The 18,130-nt window shown below is 59.5% G+C and carries 15 protein-coding genes; 14 read left to right on the top strand and 1 reads right to left on the bottom strand.

The genetic code is table 11. From position 1 onward, the window contains the following. Positions 1–72: 72 nt before the first annotated feature. The 4 genes from MSNKSG1_RS18750 to MSNKSG1_RS14505 all read left to right on the top strand — a co-directional run bounded on the left by MSNKSG1_RS18750 (position 73) and on the right by MSNKSG1_RS14505 (position 7,847). Positions 73–1,083 carry a tetratricopeptide repeat protein gene (locus MSNKSG1_RS18750; RefSeq protein ID WP_008940043.1) on the top strand — a complete coding sequence of 337 codons (1,011 nt, stop codon included), beginning with the start codon at positions 73–75 and terminating at the stop codon, positions 1,081–1,083. Between the two features lie 36 nt (positions 1,084–1,119). Then, the gene (locus tag MSNKSG1_RS14515) at positions 1,120–3,447 is read left to right on the top strand and encodes a bifunctional diguanylate cyclase/phosphodiesterase (protein ID WP_008940042.1); all 2,328 of its coding nucleotides are present in this window, start codon (positions 1,120–1,122) and stop codon (positions 3,445–3,447) included. 191 nt (positions 3,448–3,638) lie between these two features. Next, positions 3,639–4,733, top strand: a complete 1,095-nt coding sequence (locus MSNKSG1_RS14510) for an efflux RND transporter periplasmic adaptor subunit (protein ID WP_008940041.1) — start codon at positions 3,639–3,641, stop codon at positions 4,731–4,733. Positions 4,734–4,736: 3 nt separating this feature from the next. After that, positions 4,737–7,847 (top strand): efflux RND transporter permease subunit, encoded by a 3,111-nt coding sequence (locus MSNKSG1_RS14505; protein ID WP_008940040.1) that lies wholly within the window; start codon positions 4,737–4,739, stop codon positions 7,845–7,847. Here the strand turns inward: MSNKSG1_RS14505 and MSNKSG1_RS14500 are convergent. Continuing rightward, complete coding sequence (locus tag MSNKSG1_RS14500; protein ID WP_040886962.1) at positions 7,825–9,102, bottom strand: EAL domain-containing protein; 1,278 nt, start codon at positions 9,100–9,102, stop codon at positions 7,825–7,827. The two genes, MSNKSG1_RS14505 and MSNKSG1_RS14500, sit on opposite strands and share 23 nt — an antisense overlap. 222 nt (positions 9,103–9,324) lie before the next feature. On the opposite strand from MSNKSG1_RS14500, the gene MSNKSG1_RS14495 reads away from it, so the two are divergent. From MSNKSG1_RS14495 to MSNKSG1_RS14450, 10 genes are all read left to right on the top strand, one after another. Continuing rightward, positions 9,325–10,623 carry an MFS transporter gene (locus tag MSNKSG1_RS14495; protein ID WP_008940038.1) on the top strand — a complete coding sequence of 433 codons (1,299 nt, stop codon included), beginning with the start codon at positions 9,325–9,327 and terminating at the stop codon, positions 10,621–10,623. Positions 10,624–10,962: 339 nt separating this feature from the next. Continuing rightward, positions 10,963–12,849 carry a tRNA uridine-5-carboxymethylaminomethyl(34) synthesis enzyme MnmG gene (gene mnmG / locus MSNKSG1_RS14490; protein WP_008940037.1) on the top strand — a complete coding sequence of 629 codons (1,887 nt, stop codon included), beginning with the start codon at positions 10,963–10,965 and terminating at the stop codon, positions 12,847–12,849. 9 nt (positions 12,850–12,858) lie between these two features. After that, complete coding sequence (gene rsmG / locus MSNKSG1_RS14485; RefSeq protein WP_008940036.1) at positions 12,859–13,503, top strand: 16S rRNA (guanine(527)-N(7))-methyltransferase RsmG; 645 nt, start codon at positions 12,859–12,861, stop codon at positions 13,501–13,503. Between the two features lie 20 nt (positions 13,504–13,523). Beyond that, positions 13,524–14,318: a ParA family protein gene (locus MSNKSG1_RS14480; protein WP_008940035.1), complete on the top strand. Its 795-nt coding sequence runs from the start codon at positions 13,524–13,526 to the stop codon at positions 14,316–14,318. A gap of 59 nt (positions 14,319–14,377) precedes the next feature. Continuing rightward, on the top strand, positions 14,378–15,253 hold the full coding sequence (locus tag MSNKSG1_RS14475) for a ParB/RepB/Spo0J family partition protein (protein ID WP_008940034.1): 876 nt from the start codon (positions 14,378–14,380) through the stop codon (positions 15,251–15,253). Positions 15,254–15,376: 123 nt separating this feature from the next. Further along, positions 15,377–15,799, top strand: a complete 423-nt coding sequence (locus MSNKSG1_RS14470; protein WP_008940033.1) for an ATP synthase subunit I — start codon at positions 15,377–15,379, stop codon at positions 15,797–15,799. 9 nt (positions 15,800–15,808) lie between these two features. Then, positions 15,809–16,735, top strand: a complete 927-nt coding sequence (gene atpB, locus MSNKSG1_RS14465) for a F0F1 ATP synthase subunit A (protein WP_008940032.1) — start codon at positions 15,809–15,811, stop codon at positions 16,733–16,735. Between the two features lie 61 nt (positions 16,736–16,796). Further along, entirely contained in the window at positions 16,797–17,036 is a 240-nt protein-coding gene (atpE, locus tag MSNKSG1_RS14460) for a F0F1 ATP synthase subunit C (protein WP_008940031.1), read from the top strand. 47 nt (positions 17,037–17,083) lie between these two features. After that, positions 17,084–17,554 (top strand): F0F1 ATP synthase subunit B, encoded by a 471-nt coding sequence (locus MSNKSG1_RS14455; RefSeq protein ID WP_008940030.1) that lies wholly within the window; start codon positions 17,084–17,086, stop codon positions 17,552–17,554. A 12-nt stretch (positions 17,555–17,566) separates the two neighbouring features. Continuing rightward, positions 17,567–18,103, top strand: coding sequence for a F0F1 ATP synthase subunit delta (locus MSNKSG1_RS14450; protein WP_008940029.1), 537 nt, complete (start codon positions 17,567–17,569; stop codon positions 18,101–18,103). Positions 18,104–18,130 lie beyond the last annotated feature (27 nt).

Below are 18,130 nucleotides of genomic sequence, written 5' to 3'. Positions count from 1 at the left end.
CCTGCAAAAAGTGGCCTTGAGGTTATACTGGCTTATCTGAAACAATGAGGGTTGAATCGTTGGGCGCCGGCCATGCCGGAAGCCGCAGAACAGACGACGTTGCAGGGAGAGAATCAGTTACGAGGCGATGGTGTCGGCGATTGGTTGGCCGCGGATCTCAGGGCTGCGCAGGATGCACGGGGAGAGATTACCGGTGCGAACAGGGCCGATGATCTTCTGGCAATAAATCCGGCAGTGTTTGCATTGGTAACCTACACCATGGCCTCAGGCTCTGATCACCGCAAAGTCCACCAACATCCGACCGGCCTGATCGTGGCGCTGGTGTTGCTGCTGTCAGGTTGTGCCGCCATTCAGCCGCCCGCAACTCCCGGGCCGTCGTCGGAGCCAACGGGTCGGAGCGCCGGCACGGATGAAACGACGATTTCCCTCCAGGCGGAACGGGACGCCCTGTTCAACCAGCCTTACATCGATCCTCTGACGGATTACCTTCACACCCATGAGGGCGATAGCGCGCGGGCGCCACTGATCACGGACGTCAGACAGGAGCGGACAAGACGTTGCGAGGCTGTTGCCCGGAAATACGCCCATAAACCACTGACCGAAGCGTCGCTGGAGAGCTACCGGGCCGGTTATCAGTACTCCTGTCCGCAGGAAGTCCATGCCTTTGCCCAACGCGTCCAGGAGCGGAGGGCGAAGGCGCAGCAGAACCGCAATGATTCGAAGCTTGCACCCAGTGAGCTCAGTAACTGTTATCTGCTCACCAGCATCCGGAATTTCACAGAGGCGAAAGAAGCCTGTCTGGAACCGGCTGCACAGGGTGATGTCAGGGCACAGGCCAACCTGGCCATCATCTCGCGCGCGTTCGAGCAGTATCCGGAGGCCGTGGCCTGGGCAAAGAAAGCGGCGCCAGAATCGGCAGATGCCTGTTTTGTTCTGGGCCGGCTCTACGAGTCGGGGCTGGGTGTTGAAGCAGACACTGCACTGGCTGCGCACTGGTATCAAAAAGCCGTCGAACTCGGTGATCCGGACGCTCGCGCTGCCCTCCAGAACCTCTCCTCCAAAACTGCGCAGGCCGAGAACTGAGCAGAGACCGGGTAAACCGGCCCAAGGGACCAGGTAATGCCATTTCGATTTTTGAGGGCTCCGACACTAAGGCACGTTATCCTGTGGCTCCTGGCCAGTCTGATCGTCGTTTTCCTCGCCGGTCTTCTTCTGCTGTCCCACCTTAATCTCAGTTATTCCCGGGATGCCCTCTCCGAGTTACGTCGCCAGCAAATCCGGGAGGTCGTCTCGGCCGGACTGGCGAGGATTGATGCCCGGCAGAAAGCCCTGGCCAGTTACACGGTCACCCTTGCCAACATCGGAGAGAGTTTTTACCGGTTGTCGGCCAGCCGACCCGCATCGGACGACGCCACGCTTCGGGCCGACATCGAAAATGCGCTGCAGGAACACCTCGAGGATTTCGAGGGGGTTTCGGCGGCCGGTCTGTGGTTTGAACCCGGTGTGCTGGGCGAGGCGGATCGTAGCTATATGCCCTATTACACGCTGTCACCGGATAACCCGAAACCGGTTCGCCAGAACACGGAAGGCCGCTACACCGATTACCATGAAGCTCCCTGGTATTCCCACACCCTGGGCAAGGAGCTGACACTCGACCAGGTCAGTGCCGGTCATGTCTACTGGTCGCCGGTGTATTTTGACCTCAGCACCGAGCGGGCCGTGCTGGCCCTTGCCAGTCCGATGTTTGACCGGAACGGTCGCCTGCTGGGTGTGGCCACCACCGAGTGGAATGCAGACAGCATCATCGATCTGGTCAGCCAGGTAACGGTAACCCCCAACAGTTTTGCGTTTCTGAATGACCAGAACAATCGCAACCTCTCGAGCCTCAGTCAGGGCGAGGACAGTCGACAGGAGCAGGCCCTGATCGATGCCATTCTGGCCAGGAATCTGGGTGACTCGCTGACCGGTCCGTTCAGTGATGGGGCATCGAGTCTCGCTGTTCAATCGTTGGATGTCTCCGGTATCGGGTATGAACTCTACTACGCCGGCACCGCCGGTGGCATGGTCTACGGTGCTGGGGTGCCGGAGGCTGAGATCATGGCGGTATTGCGGCCCATGGAGCAGACCAATCAACAGATTCTTCTGGCCACCGTGAGCGCTCTGTTGTTGATCAGTGGTTTTCTGGTTTACCGCATCGTGGTGCTGATTCGGGAACTTCAGGCGTCTTACACCGATGAACTCACCGGGCTGCCGAACCGGGCGCGACTGTTAAGGGATCTGAAAACCCGTCAGGGCGCCGCCCTGCTGTTGCTGAATCTGGACCGGTTCAACCAGATCAACAGCCTGTTCGGAACACTCTGCGGTGATCATGTGTTGACGTCGATCGCCACGCGGTTCGCGGCGTTGAAGCGTTACAAATCCGTCCGATCCATCTATCGTCTTCCGGGGGATGAGTTCGCGGTGCTGTTGGAAGCCTCCTCACAGCAGGAGGTGCAGACGATGGCGGATGTCATGAGAGATCTGGTGGCCGAACAGCGGGTGCAGTGGAAAAAACAGCCGCTGACACTGGACGCCAGTGTCGGGATGGCCATTCGTGAGAAACCGCAGGCGGGTGCTCCGGCGGATCAGCTGGTCAGTCAGGCCAAAACGGCGGTGTTGCGGGCCCGTGAACAGGGGCAGTACAAATTTCTCCACGATCCGGACAGTGGCATAGAAGAGTCCTACGAGCACAATCTGTTCTGGGCGAACCGACTGAAGGAGGCCATTGCCGACAATTGCCTGGTGCCCTGGTTTCAGCCGATTCATGACAACCGCCTGGGGGGCATCACCAAATACGAATGCCTGGTCCGGATCAGCGAGCCCGACGGCGATATCGTCAGTGCCGGCCGATTCGTTGATATTGCCTACAAACTCCGGCTCAACCGGACCATCACCGCACTGATGGTAGAACAGTGCTTTCGGATCTTTCGGGACAGGGATGAAGAGTTCTCGATCAATCTGTCCTATGGCGATATCGCGGATCCCGCCACAGTGGACCGGATTCTGACCATTCTGAAGGCCTCGGGTATGGGCCACCGGGTCATTTTCGAGATTCTGGAGTCCGACGGTATCGAAAACTACGCCGAGATCCACTCTTTCATTGAGCGGGTGCGTCCTTACGGGAGCCGCATCGCCATTGATGATTTCGGGACCGGTTACTCCAATTTCAGTCACATCCTGAGTATGGAGGTCGATTTCATCAAGATCGACGGAAGCCTGATCCGCCATATTCATGAGGATGAGACCGCACTTCTGGTCACCCGGGGTATTGTCCAGTTTGCCCGGAGCCTGAACATTCAGACCGTGGCCGAGTTTGTCCACAACGAACAGGTGCAGGCCCGGGTTGAAGAACTGGGCATCGATTTCTCCCAGGGAGAGTTTTTCGGTATGGCCCGACCGGAACTCTGATCGCAGGGCCCCTGCCTGACGTATCTACTACCAGTCCACACCCGAATGCCATTGCGGGATTGCAAGTGTAAAAGTCGTGCAAAGCGGCTCGCCCGGGCTGTGGAAGCAGGGAGCGGTTCCTATAATGTCGATGGCGCCGGTCATCCACGGCAATCACCTGAAAAACCGAATAGAGAAAGTCTGGAAAGCCTATGTGGAAACAGTGGTTGGTCGCACTGGGTCTGGTTGCAGTCGCCGTTACCGGCGCCGTTGTCTATCAGAATCTGAGTGGAGAAGGCGCCGCCCAGGCGGGCAGGGAGCGCCCACCCAGTGCCGTGCATACCGTCCTGCCCCACGAAGAACGGGTACGGGATGTGGTGAATGCCGTCGGTAATCTGAAAGCGTCGGATGCGGTCGAGCTGACCACCGAGGTCAGTGGCCGGGTCGTGGAGATACATCTGAAAGCCGGTGTCCGGGTCCGTCAGGGCGAGCTGCTGCTGCGCCTGGATGATCGTCAGGCCCGGGCCGATATCGCGGAAATCGAGGCCCGGTTGGCGGACGCCCGCCGTCAGCTCGAACGCGCTTCCCGGTTGCGCTCCAACAACAGCATTTCCCAGTCCCAGGTGGACGAACTGAAGACCGCCGTCGACGTCGCCCGGGCGCAACGTCAGGCAGCACAGGTCAGCCTTGAGAACCATCTTATCCGGGCACCGTTCGAGGGCGTGGTCGGGCTTTCGGATGTCTCCATTGGCGCCTACATCACGGCCGGCACCCGTATCACCACGCTGGATTCCACCGAACAGATGGAACTGAACTTCTCGGTACCCGAGCGATTCCTGGGACATGTTCGCGTCGGCCAGGAAGTCCGGGGCCGTTCCCCGGCCTATCCGGAAGAAACCTTCGAGGGTGAACTGGTGGAACTGGGCACCCGGGTGGCCGAGCTGAGCCGGACGCTGCCGGTCCGGGCCAGGATCGACAACCCCGAAGGCCGGTTGCGCCCGGGACAGTTCATGTCCGCCACCCTGACCCTGCAGCAGCGCCAGGCCCTGGTCATTCCGGAACAGGCCATCCTGATCCGGGGCGATGAAACCTTCGTGTTCGTGGCCCGCGATGGCGTCGCCCGACGAACCTCGGTGACTCTCGGCTCCCGCAAGCCGGGTCTGGTCGAAGTGGTTTCGGGGCTGAAAACGGACGATGCGGTGATTGTTACCGGTCAGGACCGGCTCAGTTCCGGAGACCGGGTTCGTGTCCTCGAAGGGGACAATGCGATACCGCCGAACCGGTTTGACCCCGCGCGGGAGTCCTGATCCGTGATCCTCTCCGACGTCTCCATCAAGCGACCGGTCTTTGCCACGGTCCTCAGCCTTCTGATCGTTGTCTTCGGCCTGTCCGCCCTGATGGGACTGCCAGTCCGGGAGTACCCGGATATCGATCCGCCGGTGGTGTCCATTTCCACCGACTACACAGGGGCCGCCGCGGAGGTGGTGGACACCCAGATTACCCAGGTGATCGAGGGGGCCATCAGCGGCATCGAGGGCATCCGCTCCATCGAATCGTCCACCGAGCAGGGCGAATCCCGCACCAGCATCGAGTTCAACCTCTCACGGGATGTGGACATCGCCGCGAACGATGTCCGTGATGCGGTGTCCAGGGTGGCCAACCAGCTGCCCGACGAGGCCGATGCACCGGTGGTACGCAAGGCCGATTCCGATGCCCGTCCGATGATGTGGATCACCCTGCGAAGTTCGGTCTGGGACAGCGCAGAGCTGAGCGACTACGCCGACCGGGTTCTGGCGGATCGTCTGTCGGTGCTGGATGGTGTGGCGGATGTGCGGATTGGTGGCGAACGGCGCTATGCCATCCGGATCTGGCTGGACCGGGAGCGCCTCGCGGCACGGGATATTACCGTCGCCGAGGTGGAACAGGCGCTACGGGCGAACAACGTGGAACTGCCCGCGGGTTCGGTGGATTCCGCGACGCGCAATTTCACCGTCCGGGCCGAAGGCCGGCTGTCCACCGTGGAGCAATTCAGGAATTTGGTGATCCGGCGGGATGGCAATGACCTGTTGCGCCTGGACGACGTTGCCAACGTCCAGATGGGCGTCGAGTCGGATGTCAGCCGTCTTCGGGCCAATGGTCAGACCGCCATCGGCATGGGCATTATCCGGCAATCCAAGGCCAACACCGTGGCGGTCTCCGACGCGGTACGGGCGGAGCTCGACCGGATCCGGGACACATTGCCCCCGGAAGTGTCCATTGCCGAAAGCTACGACGAGTCCATTTTTATCCGGGCATCGATCAAGGAAGTGATGACTACGCTGGCGATTGCCGTCTCCCTGGTCATTCTGGTGATCTTTCTGTTCCTGCGCTCCTGGCGTGCCACCCTGATACCGGCGGTGACCATCCCGGTGGCGGTCATTGGTGCTTTTATCGGGCTGGGATTCCTCGGCTTTTCCATCAACGTCCTCACCCTGTTGGCGGTGATCCTGGCCATCGGCCTCGTGGTGGACGACGCGATCGTGATGCTGGAGAACATCCAGCGCCGCATCGACAATGGCGAGCCACCGCTGCTGGCCGCCTACCGGGGGGCGAAGCAGGTGGCCTTTGCGGTGATTGCCACCACCCTGACCCTGGTGGCCGTGTTCGTGCCGATCTCCTTTATGGGAGGCAATATCGGAAGGCTGTTTGCCGAATTCGGTTTTACCCTGGCGGCGGCGGTGGTGTTTTCCAGCGTGGTGGCGCTGACCCTGGCGCCCATGCTCTGCTCGAAATGGCTCCGGCACAGTCCGGAGACGGCGGAGGGGCACCGGTTGTGGGCTGCCAGTGAGAAGGTTCTGAACGGATTGACCCAGGGTTATGCCCGCCTGTTGCGGTTCTCCCTCGCCCGGCCGGGACTGTTGATTGGTCTGGGGCTGGCCGGGCTGATTGCCGCTGTGGCGATTTTCCCGCGACTGCCCCAGGAGCTGGCCCCGACCGAGGACCGGGGTGTGATTATCATGCCGACCAAGGCACCCCGGGGCTCCACCGTAGAGTTCACCGATTTCTATGTGCGCAAGGCGGAAGAAAAACTCCTGCCCTATCTGGACGACGGCATTGCCAACCGTCTGCTGTCCATCGTCGGTTTTCGCGATGAGGAAGACAATGCGTTCATGATCATGGGCCTGGAGCCCTGGGAGCAACGAGACGTCAAACAGCAGCAGGTCACCAACGAGATCCGCCGCAAACTCGGGGATATTTCCGGCGTTCGGACCGTGGCCATCAATCCGCCCGGCCTGGGTCAGCGAGGGTTCAGTCAGCCGGTGGAGTTCGTGGTCGCCGGGCCGGACTACGAATCGGTCCAGCGCTGGAGCCAGGAGATCGTTGAACGGGCAAAGGACAATCCCCGGCTGCTGAATGTGGAGACTGATTTTGAACTGACCCGACCGGAGTTACGGGTCAACATCGACCGGGAACGGGCGGCGGACCTGGACATCACCGTGCAGGATGTGGGACTGACCCTGCAGACGATGCTCGCCTCCCGGCAGGTGACCACCTATCTGGATCGGGGCCGGGAGTATGATGTTATTGTCCAGGCGGCCGACAGTGACCGGGCCACACCGGAAGACCTGGGCCAGATTTTCCTGCGGCCCCGGGACGGTGGTCGTCTGATCCCCCTGCAATCCCTGGTGTCGGTCAGGGAAATCGGCGCCAACCCGGACCTGCGGCGGATTGACCGGCTGCCCGCGGTGGTCATCAGTGCGTCCCTGGCGGAGGGTTACGATCTGGGGTCGGCGCTTACCTACCTGAACAACCTGGCTGTGGATAACCTGCCACCCGAGGCCCGGGTGAGTTACCAGGGTCTTTCCCGGGAGTTCCAGGAATCCTCCAACGCCATCTACATCACCTTCGGCCTTGCGTTCATCATTGTCTTCCTGGTGCTGGCGGCGCAGTTCGAGAGCTGGATCCATCCGCTGATCATCATGCTTACTGTCCCCCTGGCCGTCACCGGGGCTTTGTTTGCGCTGCTCTGGTCGGGCATCAGTCTGAACATCTACAGCCAGATCGGCATCATCATGTTGCTGGGACTCATGGCGAAGAACGGCATCCTCATCGTTGAGTTCGCCAATCAGCTGAGGGACAAGGGCTACGAGGTCCGCGAAGCGATCCTCGAGGGGGCGGTTCTTCGGTTCCGCCCGGTGCTGATGACCACCATCTCCACGATTTTCGGCGCAGTGCCGCTGGTGATTGCCACGGGTGCGGGTGCCGAAAGCCGGGCCGCGATCGGTATGGTCATTCTCGGTGGTCTGGTGTTTGCCACCACGCTGACCCTGTTCCTGATTCCCGTGCTGTACAACCTTCTGGCCCGGTTCGCCAAATCCGCCAACGCGGTGGAACGGGAGCTGGAACACCAGGCCTCGGTTACAGAGTATCGGGAAAGGTAAGCTGGCCTCCGAAGACCGCGTCGGGGTGAATGTCCACACACAGCACCTCGTGCTGGTAAGCCGACGGCAGGGTTGTGGATAAGGTGACCGTGCGTCTGGCATCCGGCAGGCCGACATAGGGACGGGAGCAGGTAACCTGTTGCGGCCGTTCCCGGGCGTTGATGAAGTACTCCCGGTGGGCCCAGCAGGCACCGGCGGATTCGTACAGGGGGTTGAACCGGGCCCGTTGGAGATCCGGGTTGGCCCGGGCGAGGTTGCCCAGCTGGATGCCGTTCCGGTCCAGCACAAAACAGCGTTTGACACCGTCGAGCTGGAGCAGGCGCTGGCAGGCCGTGGCAAACGGTACGTCTCGGACGATCAGGTGGCAGGCCTCCAGGACTTCAAAACGCAGCAGCTGAAGATAGGTCTGATGATCCCGGCTGTCCTTGAGCGACCATTCGCTGGACTGGGACACCACCGTTTTCAGCCGGGACTCGGTCTCCTTCGACGTGGTTTCGGATATTCCGCCCGGCCGGGCGAAGAGGAAACCCTGCAACAGGTCCGAATCGGTGGACAGTGCGATGCGGGCCTGCTGGGGCGTCTCGATACCCTCCAGCAACACCAGACTGCCGCTTTCCCGGATCATATGAACCAGGCTATCGAGCAGCAGCCGCGCGCGGTTGTTGTGCTCCGCATTTACCAGCAAACTGCGATCCAGCTTCACGATCAGTGGATTGATCTGCCAGAGACGTTCGAAATTCGAATCGCCCATGCCAAAATCATCGATCGCAATCTGGAAACCCTGCTCCCGGGCCCTGTGGATGAACCGGAGCAGGGCTCCGGGATTTTCCGACGCGGTTTCCACCAGTTCCAGAACGATCCGGTCGGGGGCAATTCCGAAATCCTGACACTGGTCTGCCAGATGGTCCAGGGAGGTTTCCGGATGGGTACAGGAATGCGGGTTGATGTTCAGAAACAGCCAGGCTGACTGATCCTCCGCCGGAAAATTGCCCAGGTGGAGGTTGAGAAGGTGTCGGTCCAGGGTTGCCGTCTGGTTCCTGTGGTGGGCCTGATCAAACAGGTCGGGCGGTGATACCGGCGTGCCATCCTGTTGCCGGATTCGGACCAGGGCTTCGTAGCCCACCAGTTTCTGGTGCGTCGGGCTGAGGATGGGCTGGTAGACCGACTGGAAATCGTGGCTTTGGACAAGATCCGGCACGACGGCAGTTCGTCCGCGCCGGTCCTTACGCCGTGAGAGTCTGACGACACTGCTCATGGTCAGGAACCTGTAGGCTGTTAATGTTTGGCGAGCCGTCCTGGCCACACAATTCAATTCATGGAACTCTATGCACAGGCGAATTCCGTGCCAGACAGTGACAAGGGCCCGCATCGGCGAGCCCGCGCAACCGTCGTGAGATTGCCGGACCCGACACCTTGCACCGGAATGGTGCGAGTCGGACGGGTTACTACCCAGGAATGCACCAGGACAGGAATACCCATGCCTCCCAACAATCAGTTTCGTCTGTTTGGTCAACGCCGGTTTCTGCCGTTCTACCTCACCCAGTTCTCGGGCGCGTTCAACGACAACCTCTACAAGAATGCCCTGTTGTTGCTGATCACCTACAGCGCGGGCAGCGTCATGGGGCTGTCGGTGAACCTGGTGGTCAATCTGGCGGCGTTCCTGTTCATTTTGCCGTTTTTCCTGTTCTCCGGAATCGCCGGCCAGATTGCGGATCGTTATGAAATGTCGCGGATTATCCGGTTGGTGAAACTGGCGGAGATCGGAATCATGGGCCTTGCAGCGATCGGCCTGTGGTTTGGCTGGTACGGCTGGCTGCTGGTGCTGCTGTTCCTGATGGGGACTCAGTCGACGTTTTTCGGCCCGGTCAAATACGCCATTCTTCCGAGGGTGCTGGCGGATGACGAACTGGTGGGTGGTAACGGCCTGGTTGGTATGGGCACGTTTGTCGCCATTCTGCTCGGCACCATCGCCGCCGGCCTGATCATGGGGTTCGAGATGGCGGCGCAGCTGACGGCCATCGGCGTCATTGCCATGGCAATACTGGGTTACCTGGCGGCCTGCCAGGTTCCCTACACGGGCGAGGACAACCGGCAGCTGCGCATCCGCTTCCGGCCGATGGCAGAAACCTGGCATCTGATGGTGGTTGCCGCGGAACGTCGCCCGGTATTGCTGGCCATCCTGGCGATTTCCTGGTTCTGGTTTCTGGGTGCGGCCTACCTGACGCAGTTCCCGAACTTTGCCAAGACCGACCTGGCGGGCGACGAGACCGTGGTCACTCTGCTGCTGGCGCTTTTCACCGTGGGGATCTCGATTGGTTCGGTACTCTGTGAGCGTCTGACCAAGCATCGGATCACTCTCGTGCCAGTGCCGTGGGGCGCGCTGGGACTGACCCTGTTCGGTGTCGATGTGTTTTTTGCCGTGCCCATGACCCCCGTGGCATCGTCCTGGCAGACATTTTTCCTGGACGCGGACTATTTCAGGGTACTGGTGGATCTGGTGGGCATCGGCGTTTGCGGTGGCCTGTTTATCGTGCCGCTCTATGCCTTCATCCAGCATGAGACCCCGGCCCCGAAGCGGGCGCGGATCATTGCCGCGCTGAACGTGATCAATGCGCTGTTCATGGTCGCCAGCGCCCTGGCGGGAATGGTGATGCTCGGTGGGCTGGGCCGGTCGATTCCCGAGTTCTTTCTGATCCTGTCTGTTACCAACGCTGTGGTACTGCTGGTGGTTTGGCGACTCCGGCGCAGATCCGGCGCTCATCCTGTGGACAAATAATGGAACAACCTTCGGATAAACTCTGAAACGATTAATGAATATTCAATAAAAACAATAATATAATGAGTTATAAGTGGTGTTTTTCGGGCCCCTTTTCCTGTGGAAAACTTTTTGAAAACTTTTCTGAGAAGATGCCGACAAGCAACTGAAAAACCGCAAATTTCGGATATTACCTACGCCCTCAAGCCGTTTTAGAGTCGGTTTTCAACAGCACGGGGTTGGCCGGCCCTTTGAAGGCTTGCCGTATCTGGTTAAAATTTGCGCATTCCGACTGCAATTTGCCGGGTGAGGCGTTATACTCGCCTCCCTGTTTTTATCCCCCGATTTCCGAGGTGAAGAGTGGAGTTTCCGACCCGTTTCGATGTCATTGTCATTGGTGGTGGCCATGCCGGTACCGAGGCCGCGCTGGCGGCCGCGCGCATGGGTTCGCAAACCCTGCTGCTGACCCATAACATTGAGACCCTGGGACAGATGTCCTGCAATCCGGCGATTGGCGGGATCGGCAAGAGCCACCTGGTCAAGGAAATTGATGCACTGGGCGGCGCCATGGCCCGTGCCACGGATCGCGCGGGCATTCAGTTCCGTGTCCTCAACAGCCGCAAGGGGCCGGCAGTGCGTGCCACCCGCGCCCAGGCCGACCGGGTACTGTACAAGGCCGCCATTCGCCACATGCTCGAGAATCAGCCGAACCTGACGCTGTTCCAGCAGGCGGCGGACGATCTGGTTGTGGAAAACGATCGGGTGGTGGGTGTCGTGACCCAGACCGGTATCCGGTTCAATGCGCAGACCGTGGTGCTGACCACCGGGACCTTCCTGGGCGGCGTTATCCACATCGGCATGCAGCATCATTCCGGCGGCCGCGCCGGTGACGCACCGGCCAACGCGCTGGCCAAACGTCTGCGGGAATTGCCGTTCAATGTCGGGCGTCTGAAAACCGGGACCCCGCCGCGGATTGACGCCCGGTCCGTCGACTTTTCGGTGATGGACGAGCAATGGGGTGACAACCCGCTTCCGGTTATGTCGTTCATCGGCAACCGGTCGGAGCATCCGGAGCAGATCTGCTGTTATGTCACCCGGACCACCGAGCAGACCCACGACATCATTCGCAGCGGCTTTGACCGCTCGCCGATGTTCGCCGGCAATATCGAAGGCGTTGGCCCCCGTTACTGTCCGTCTATTGAAGACAAGGTGAACCGCTTTGCCGACAAGGACTCGCACCAGATTTTCGTGGAGCCCGAGGGCCTGACCACCAACGAACTGTACCCGAACGGTATTTCCACGAGCCTGCCATTCGATATCCAGCTGGCGGCCGTGCGCTCGATTCCGGGGTTCGAGAATGCTCACATCACACGCCCGGGCTACGCCATCGAATACGATTACCTGAACCCGCAGGACCTGCGCCACACCCTCGAAACCAAGTTTATCCAGGGCCTGTACTTTGCCGGCCAGATCAATGGCACCACCGGTTATGAAGAAGCCGGTGCCCAGGGCCTGCTGGCGGGCATCAACGCGTCCCTGCGGGCCCAGGAAAAAGACGAATGGTACCCGCGCCGGGACGAAGCCTACCTCGGTGTTCTGGTGGACGACCTGATCACCAGGGGCACCAACGAGCCGTACCGGATGTTCACCAGCCGCGCGGAATACCGCCTGATCCTGCGGGAAGACAACGCCGATCTGCGCCTGACCGAGACCGGTCGCAACCTTGGCCTGGTGGATGACGAGCGCTGGCAGAAATTCAACGACAAGCGTGAAGGTATCGCCCGGGAACGCAGCCGGCTCGAATCCACCCGGGTTCATCCCAACACCGAGGCGGGTGAACGGGCCAATGGCTTCCTCAAGCAGCCCATGAACCGGGATCATTCCCTGGCCGAACTGCTGCGCCGGCCGGAGATTGCCTACGACCAGATTGCCGACATCGGCGGCGAGCGGGCCGAGGATCCGAACGTGTCGGATCAGGTGGAAATCGAGATCAAGTACGAGGGTTACATCTCCCGTCAGGCGGACGAGATCGAACGCCTGCGCAAGAATGAGAACACGTCGCTTCCCATTGATCTGGATTACGATGTGATCGGCGGCCTGTCCAACGAGATCAAGCAGAAGCTCAAGGATGTCCGGCCCGAGACGGTCGCCCAGGCCTCACGGATTCAGGGCGTGACACCCGCGGCGGTGAGCCAGATTCTGGTGTACCTGAAGAAGCGGGACCTGCTGCGCAAGCAGAGTGCCTGATCTCCGCCCATGAACCATTCTCTCTGGCAGGGTCAGCTCCGTGACGGACTGGCCCGAATGCAGCTTTCCCTTACCGAAGGCCAGCAACAACAGTTGTTGGCCTTCCTGGCGTTGCTTAACAAGTGGAACAAGGCGTATAACCTCACCGCGGTGAGGGACGAGCGTCAGATGGTGTCGCGGCAATTGCTCGACAGCCTGAGTATTCTCCCGTGGGTGACCACCGACCACCTGCTGGATGTGGGTGCCGGTGGCGGTCTGCCGGGCATTCCGCTGGCCATTGCGCTGCCGGAGACGAAATTCACTCTGCTTGACAGTAACGGCAAGAAAACCCGGTTCCTCAATCAGTGCGTGCTGGAACTGGGGCTGGAAAATGTGGACGTGATCCACGGCCGGGCCGAGGATTGCCAGCCGTCCGAACCCTTTGCCCAGATCAGCAGCCGGGCGTTCACCGCGCTGGAAAACCTGGTCGCCTGGTGCGGCCCCTTGCTGGCAACTGAGGGAGAGTTCCTTGCCATGAAAGGTCAGTTTCCGGATGATGAGGTGGCTGCCCTTCCGGCCGGCTGGCAGGTAAAATCCAGCCACTCACTGGAGGTACCCGGGGCCGATGGCGAGCGACATTTGCTGCTCGTGGCCCGGGCCGAGCATTCCCGGTAATCCGCAACAGGAGGTAAAACATGGCGCGCGTGATTGCAGTGACCAATCAGAAAGGCGGTGTGGGCAAGACCACCACCTGCGTCAATCTGGCTGCCTCCCTGTCTGCCACCAAACGTCGGGTGCTACTGGTGGATATGGATCCCCAGGGCAATGCCACGATGGGCAGCGGTGTCGACAAGAATGCCCTGGAACTCTCTGGCTACGATGTATTGACCAAGCGGGCCGAAGTCGCCGATGTCGCCATTACCGTCGAAACGGCCGGGTTTGATCTGCTGCCCGGGAACGGCGATCTCACCGCCGCGGAAGTGGAGCTGATGAACGAGATCGGTCGTGAACACCGCCTGCGTCTGGCATTGAACAAGGTCCGGGACAACTACGACTATATCCTGATCGACTGCCCGCCCTCGCTGAACCTGCTGACCGTCAATGCGCTTTCCGCGGCCGATTCCGTGCTGATTCCCATGCAGTGCGAATACTACGCGCTGGAGGGGCTGGCCGCCCTGATGAACACCGTTGAACAGATCCAGGAAACGGTGAATCCGAATCTCCAGATCGAAGGCCTGCTTCGTACCATGTACGATCCCCGGAACAGCCTGACCCTCGATGTGTCCGCGCAGCTGGCCGAGTATTTTGGCGACAAGGTGTACCGTGCGGTGATTCCGCGTAACGTCCGTCTGGCGGAAGCGCCAAGTTACGGCCTGCCGGCGCTCAAATACGATCGTGCTTCCAAGGGCGCCGTGGCCTACCTGGCGCTGGCCGGCGAAATGGTGCGTCGCCATGGCACAAAAAAGACATCCGCGCCGGTTGCGGTGTAACATAGGCCGCCTTCGGAACAGCATCGATAACGATTTCAACGGGAAGAATGACAGACACCATGGCGGCGAAGAAACGAGGACTGGGTGAACGCGGGCTGGGCGCCCTGCTTCAGGGCTCCAGGGTGAACCTGAACCAGGAAGTGAAGGATCACGACGGTGAACTTCGCGACGTTCCCATTGATCTGATCCAGCGTGGCCGCTACCAGCCACGCCGGGATATGGATCCCGCCGCGCTCCAGGAGCTGGCCGATTCGATCCGTCAGCAGGGGGTCATGCAGCCGGTCGTCGTCCGCCCGATTGATGAGGGGCGTTACGAACTGATTGCTGGCGAGCGCCGGTGGCGCGCCTCCCAGATGGCGGAGCTCGACCATATTCCTGCGATCATCCGCGACGTTCCGGACGACGCCGCCATTGCCATGGCGCTGATCGAGAACATCCAGCGGGAAAACCTCAATCCTATTGAAGAAGCCTTTGCGCTCCAGCGTCTGCAGGACGAATTCGGCCTGACCCAGGCGCAGGTGGCCGAGGCCGTTGGCAAGTCCCGCACCACGATTACCAACCTGCTACGCCTGATCGGCCTGACGGAAGACGTCCGGCTGATGCTGGAACATGGTGATCTGGAGATGGGCCACGGTCGTGCCATGCTCACCTTGCCCCCGGAATTGCAGATGCAGGTGGCTCGCCAGGTCGTGGGCAAATCCCTCTCGGTTCGTCAGACCGAAGCGCTGGTCCGCAGGGTCCAGCAGGAAACCCCCAAAAAGTCGAATAACCATTCCCAGGACACCGATCCGAACATCCGTCGCCTGCAGGATGACCTCGCTGAGCGACTGGGTGCCCGTGTTGCCATCAGCCACGGCGCCAGGGGCAAGGGAAAGCTGGTGATCGAATACAGCAGTCTCGACGAACTTGATGGCATTCTGGGCCATATCAAATAAGCGGATTTTTCGTGTTCGATTAACAAGAGTTCATATTGAACCTGCCTCGGTTAACACATATAATCCCGCCCCGTTGACATGAAAGCCAGAAAGTGGCCGGCAACCCGACAGGTGGCCAGGACGATGCAGATTTTACGCAGAAAACCGGGACAGAAAACGGACAGAATGCGTCCCCCGGTCCATCGCCTGGTATTGGTGCAGTTGGGGTTGACCCTGGCCATGGCCATCGCAGGGTATCTGATGGCCGGATTGGTCATGGCTTATTCGGCGTTACTGGGCGGGCTGACGTACACCCTCCCCAACGCCTTGTTTACACAACAGGTTTTTCGCTATCGGCCGGCACGGGCGATAGGCAGTATTGTAAAAGCATTTTATCGGGGTGAGGTTGTCAAGTTAGTGCTCACGGCTCTTTGTTTCGCGGCCGTTTTCAAGTGGGCAGACCCCCTGGACGCAAGGATGTTCTTCATAACGTTCATCCTCGTGTTGCTGACGAATTCATTGGCCCCGGCGCTTTGGGGGTCTAAATCTTTGAAACTTAGGGCTTGAGAGACTGACATGGCAGGAGAAAGCGAGACCTTAACTGCGGGCAGTTATATCGATCACCACCTTACGAACCTGACGTTTGGGCAGCTGCCGGCCGGCACCCGTCCTGGTCAGGATCAGGCGGTATGGACGTTGGCACAGAGTGGTCACGAAGCCAGCCAGATGGGCTTCATGGCGATTCACGTGGACATGATGGGTTGGTCCCTTCTGCTGGGGCTGATCTTTTTCGTGATGTTCCGGAAAGTTGCGAAGAACATGACGTCCGACACGCCCAGCGGCTTCCAGAACTTTGTCGAGATGGTCGTGGATTTTGTCCAGGACAACGTCAAAGGCATGTTCCCCTACAAGAACCCCCTGATCGCCCCCATGGCGCTGACCATTCTGGTCTGGGTGTTCCTGATGAACTTCATGGACCTGATCGCGGTCGATCTGCTGCCGGCGGCAGCCGCGGTGGTTGGCGAGCACGTTTTCGGGATGGATCCGCATCACGTCTACTTCAAGGTGGTGCCGTCGACCGATCCCAACATCACCCTCGGCATGGCGTTCGACGTCTTCCTGCTGATCCTGTTCTTCAGCGTTCGGGAAAAGGGCTTTGGCGGTTTTGTGGGTGAACTCACGAAGCATCCGTTCAGCCACAAGAACCCGGTGGTTCAGACGCTGTTTATCCCGATCAACTTCGTTCTCGAGTTCGTGAACCTGATTGCCAAGCCGGTTTCCCTCGGGCTGCGGCTTTTCGGCAACATGTACGCGGGTGAAATGATCTTTATTCTGATTGCCCTGATGTATAGTGCCGGACCGGCGCTGGGCATCTTTGGCGGTGGTCTGCAGATTGTCTGGGCGTTGTTCCACATCCTGATTATTTCTTTGCAGGCGTTCATTTTCATGGTTCTTACCATTGTCTATATGGCACAGTCTTTCGAGACTGATGAGAGCCACTAAACTAGTTCATCATCCATTTACCAACTAACCCAAGCTAAACCATTAAGTAGGAGATAAAACAGTGAGTGAAGCACAAGCTCTGATCATATTGGCAAGCGGTATCCTGATGGGTCTGGCAGCCGTTGGCGCCGCGATCGGTGTAGGTATCCTCGGTTCCAAGTTCCTGGAAGGCGGTGCTCGTCAGCCGGAACTGATCCCGATGTTGCGTACCCAGTTCTTCGTTGTAATGGGTCTTGTTGACGCGGTACCGATGATCGGCGTTGGTCTGGGGCTCTACATCCTGTTCGTTGTTGCAGGCTAAGCACCGAAGTTGACCACCTAATTCATTCCATTTAGTGGAGAAGCGGTGTGAGTTTTAACCTTACATTTATCGGCCAAATGATCGCGTTTGCCGTATTTGTATGGCTTACCATGCGGTACGTGTGGACTCCGATCACCAAGGCTATGGAAGACCGGCAGAAGAAAATTGCCGATGGCCTGAGCGCAGCTGACCGCGCGAATCGTGATCTGGAGCTGGCGCAGGAAAAAGCGTCACAGGAACTGCATGAAGCCAAACAAAAAGCGGCCGAGATCATTGAGCAAGCCAACAAGCGTTCAGCCCGACTGATCGACGAAGCCAAAGAGAATGCCCGCGAAGAAGGCGAGCGTATTCTGGTTCAGGCTCGTGGCGAGATTGAACGGGAGCAGAATCGTGCGAAGGAAGCCCTGCGCGCGGAACTGGCCTCGTTGGTCGTCATCGGCGCAGAAAAGATCCTGGAAACTTCTGTCGACGCCAAAGCTCACAGCGAGATGCTGGACAAGCTGTCTGCGCAACTGTAAACGAGGTTTGACATGGCAGAGTTGATAACGCTAGCCCGGCCTTACGCCAACGCCGCCTTTGCGGTTGCGCAGGAATCCGGAGCACTCGACGAGTGGTCCGAGATGCTTGCGTTCGCCAGTGCGGTGGCAAGCGATCCCCAGGCAAAAGCTCTGGTGATGCATCCAACACTTCCGGACGAGCAAAAAGCGTCGGCATTCGCCGATTTCTGCGAGGGTAAATTGTCAGAGCAGGGACGCAATTTCATTGCGTTGCTGGCTGAGAACAAGCGATTGCCCCTCTTGCCGGAAATCAATGCCTTGTTCGAAGGATTGCGGGCTCAGTTGGAGAGTTCTGTGAATGTTGAGATGGCCTCTCCGTTCGATGTATCGAACGATGAAGAAGCCAAATTGGTGGAAGCACTCTCCCGCAAGTTGGGCCGTAAAGTGAACCTGTCTACCACTACCGATAAGTCGCTGATTGGTGGAGTTGTGATTCGCGCGGGCGACGTCGTCATCGACGCCTCGGTTCGGGGCAAGCTTGAAAAGCTGGCGGAAGCGATAGGTTCCTGATTGCAGATAACGGTTTGAGGATAAAGG

The sequence above is a fragment of the Marinobacter santoriniensis NKSG1 genome (assembly GCF_000347775.1).
In the GTDB taxonomy this organism is placed as follows: domain Bacteria; phylum Pseudomonadota; class Gammaproteobacteria; order Pseudomonadales; family Oleiphilaceae; genus Marinobacter; species Marinobacter santoriniensis.
The sequence above is the reverse complement of the archived record's forward strand: the minus strand, read 5'-3'. Positions and strand labels throughout refer to the sequence as shown.